Raw genomic sequence first — 2,972 nt, 5'->3', positions numbered from 1 at the left:
TGCTGCTGCCGCTGCTGCTGCTCGTCTGCCTGCCCTGGCAGCCCTTCATGACGGGTGCCCTGCAATCGGACTGGCTCTGGTGGCCCTATGCCCTCACCCGCATGGTGGACCAGCCCGGCCTTGCCATCACCATCGCCGCCCTGCTGCTGCTGACCCGACACAAGCTGACACTCGGCCACACCGCCCTGCTGGCCCTCGCGGGCGCCCTCTTTGCCACGCTGGCGAGCGACTGGATCATCAAGAGCCTGATCAAACAGCTGACCGAGGAGCCAAGGCCCTATCTGCTCTGGCTGGAGAGCCAGGAGCTTATCCCCGCCATCCGCCAGTTCTATGCCGGCAACCAGGATCTTCGCAGCGAACAGGTCCATGCCGCGACCCAGTTGCTGGCGCTGCCCGCCTGGCTCGGCCACCACTGGCAGACGGAGGTGAACTACGCCTTCCCCTCCGGCCACAGCATCGCCGCCATGAGCTTGGCCCAGTTCTTCGGGCTGATCTGGCTGGCCCGGGCCCCCGCCGGGGTCTGGCTGCTGCCGCTCTGGGCCATCGGCATCGGCCTGTCGCGCACCCTGATCGGCATGCACTGGCCCCTGGACGTACTGGCGAGCGCCCTGCTTGGCAGCCTCACCGCCCTCGTTGCCGCCCGCTGGTGGTTGCGCCATTACTGACCTCCCAAATAAAAAACGGGCACCCTGGTGCCCGTTTTTGATCGCAGGTGCTGCCCTCAGCCCTGGCTCTGCTCTCAGCTCTGGCTCTGCCAGCTCTGGGGGTACTTGTAGCCGACGAAGCGTTTGGCGGCATAGGCCTTGAATTCGGGGGAGTTGTAGGCCGCCGCCACATCCTTGGCAAACGGCTTGTCCGCATCGGCCCCTTTGACCACTACCCAGTTGATGAAGTCATAGCTGCGTTCCAGGAAGAGACCCGTGCTGAACGGGATCCCGCTCGAGGCGGCGAAGTTGCCGTTGATAACGGAGAAGTCCACGTCTTCACGGGAGCGGGGCAGTTGCGCCGCCTCCAGCAACACCAGCTTGATGTCGTGGGGGTTCTTCACCACATCGAATTCACTCGCCTTGAGGGGGTTGATCCCCTCTTTGAGGGTGAGCCAGCCCAGGTCCTGCAGCATCAGCAAGGCCCGCGCCTGGTTGGTAGGGTCGTTGGGAATGGCGACGGTGCTCCCCTCTTTCAGGACCTTGAGCTCCCCCAACTTGCCGGCATAGAGCCCCATGGGGCCGGTCGGCACCTGGGTGATGGGGGCCAGGGAGAGGCCCCTGTCTTTGGAGAAGCTCTCCAGATAGGGTTTGTGCTGGAAGCAGTTGACGTCCAGCGACCCGTCCGCCAGGGCGATGTTGGGGGTCACGTAGTCGGTGAACTCCACCAATTTGACCTTGTAACCCTTGGCCTCGAGCTGCGGCTTGATGGAGTCGGTCACCATGTCGGCGAAGTCCCCGACCGTGGTGCCTATCACTATCTCTTTCTTCGCCTCATCGATGGCAAAGGCGGACAGCGGCAGGCTGCTGGCGAGCAGCGCGAGGGCGGAGAGGGTGAAGAAGGAACGACGCTGCATAGAAACTCCCTGTCGAGGTGATCATCAAAATGGTTGGGCTGCGGGTGTCATCATGAAGGCCGACACCACAACCATCTAGCCATCCAAATGGCTATCTAGAGACACCATAACAGAGCTTTTTCCCTTCGCCAAGCAACAAAACCGGGCAAGCTTGGCCAAAGAGAGGCAAAGCCCATCCGGCCCCTGGATGAGAAATCTTTGACAGAGCACGCAGTTATGCGGCTTGCACTCTCCCCGCTTGACGCAAAACCGGCTTATTGTGGTCATTCGATACCCATCATCATGGGATCCGATCCGGGTGCCAAGAGCCTACTCAGCCCACAGACAGAACAAGGAGTAACCGTGTTCGATCATGTTGAAATCAAGGTGGTGCGCGTCGACGACTGCCGACGCTTCTATGCAACCGTGCTGGCGCCCCTCTTGATAGCAGTCAAATGGGCAGACAAAGACGCCGCAGGTTTCGGCCGCGTTGGTCACGACAAGGTGCGCTTCCTGATAGAGCGGGGCGAACAGGGTGCCCCCTGCCATCTCGCCTTCGCGGCAAGCAGCGCGGCGCAGGTGGATGAGTTTCATCAAGCTGGCGTCAGGGCCGGCTTTGTCTGCAACGGGCAGCCGGGGCTGCGCCCCCACTATGCCCCCAATTACTACGCCGCCTTCCTGCGCGATCCGGACGGCAACAACATAGAGGCCCTGGCCTACCTTGACCCCCCTGGCATGGCGAGCGCGTGAAGAGGCGCCGTGCAGCTTGTCAGCAGGAGCCCGACGTCTTTGAGCTCGGGGCCGGGAAGCTCGCCACAAACAAAGGAGAAAATCATGCTTGAAAGCCGCGACACCGGCCTGCTGGTGGTCGATATCCAGGGCAAGCTGGCCCGTCTGGTGGAGGGGAGCGACTCGCTCATCGCCAACACGGCCCGGCTGGTGCAGGGAGCCAAGGCGCTGGACCTACCGGTCATCTGGCTGGAGCAGAACCCGGACAAGCTCGGCACCACCGTACCCGAGTTGCAGCCGCTGCAGGCGGGCACCTTTGTGCTGGCCAAATACAGCTTCGGCGCCCTGGGGGAGCCGACGGTCGCCGATGCCCTGGCCGGAACCGGGGTCAGCCACTGGCTGGTGTGCGGCATTGAGGCCCATATCTGCGTCTACCAGAGCGTGCTGGGGCTCTTGGCGAGCGGCGCCCGGGTCTCTTTGGTGGTGGATGCGGTGTCATCCCGCACTGCCGCCAACCGGGAGCTCGCCATCGGCCAGCTGGCGGCCCGGGGCGCATCCCTCACCTCGGTGGAGATGTGTCTCTACGAGCTGATGGGGGATTGCCGCCATCCGGCGTTTCGCCAGATCCTGGCCCTGGTGAAGTGACCGTCATGATGGACAACATGGCCCCCCTGATGTTTGCCCTCATCGCCTTCGGGGTGGC

Annotated in this window: 4 protein-coding genes; 3 read left to right on the top strand and 1 reads right to left on the bottom strand. The window is 63.1% G+C overall.

Going from position 1 to position 2,972, the window contains the following annotated elements; genetic code table 11:
• Nucleotides 1-2 precede the first annotated feature (2 nt).
• A complete protein-coding gene (locus BN1127_RS03555; protein WP_231557433.1) occupies nt 3-665 on the top strand; it encodes a phosphatase PAP2 family protein in 663 nt (220 codons plus the stop codon).
• Nucleotides 666-739: 74 nt separating this feature from the next.
• Here the strand turns inward: BN1127_RS03555 and BN1127_RS03550 are convergent, their stop codons facing one another.
• Nucleotides 740-1,561: a MetQ/NlpA family ABC transporter substrate-binding protein gene (locus BN1127_RS03550; protein ID WP_042648519.1), complete on the bottom strand. Its 822-nt coding sequence runs from the start codon at nt 1,559-1,561 to the stop codon at nt 740-742.
• A gap of 342 nt (nt 1,562-1,903) precedes the next feature.
• On the opposite strand from BN1127_RS03550, the gene BN1127_RS03545 reads away from it, so the two are divergent.
• Together BN1127_RS03545 and BN1127_RS03540 are read left to right on the top strand one after the other, a co-directional pair.
• Nucleotides 1,904-2,290 (top strand): VOC family protein, encoded by a 387-nt coding sequence (locus tag BN1127_RS03545; protein WP_042648518.1) that lies wholly within the window; start codon nt 1,904-1,906, stop codon nt 2,288-2,290.
• Nucleotides 2,291-2,374: 84 nt separating this feature from the next.
• Complete coding sequence (locus BN1127_RS03540) at nt 2,375-2,914, top strand: hydrolase (protein ID WP_042648517.1); 540 nt, start codon at nt 2,375-2,377, stop codon at nt 2,912-2,914.
• The last annotated feature ends 58 nt before the right edge of the window (nt 2,915-2,972 follow it).

This window comes from Aeromonas media, from assembly GCF_000819985.1.
Lineage (GTDB): Bacteria > Pseudomonadota > Gammaproteobacteria > Enterobacterales > Aeromonadaceae > Aeromonas > Aeromonas media.
Note: the sequence above shows the minus strand (reverse complement) of the source record. Positions and strands in the feature narration are given on the sequence as shown.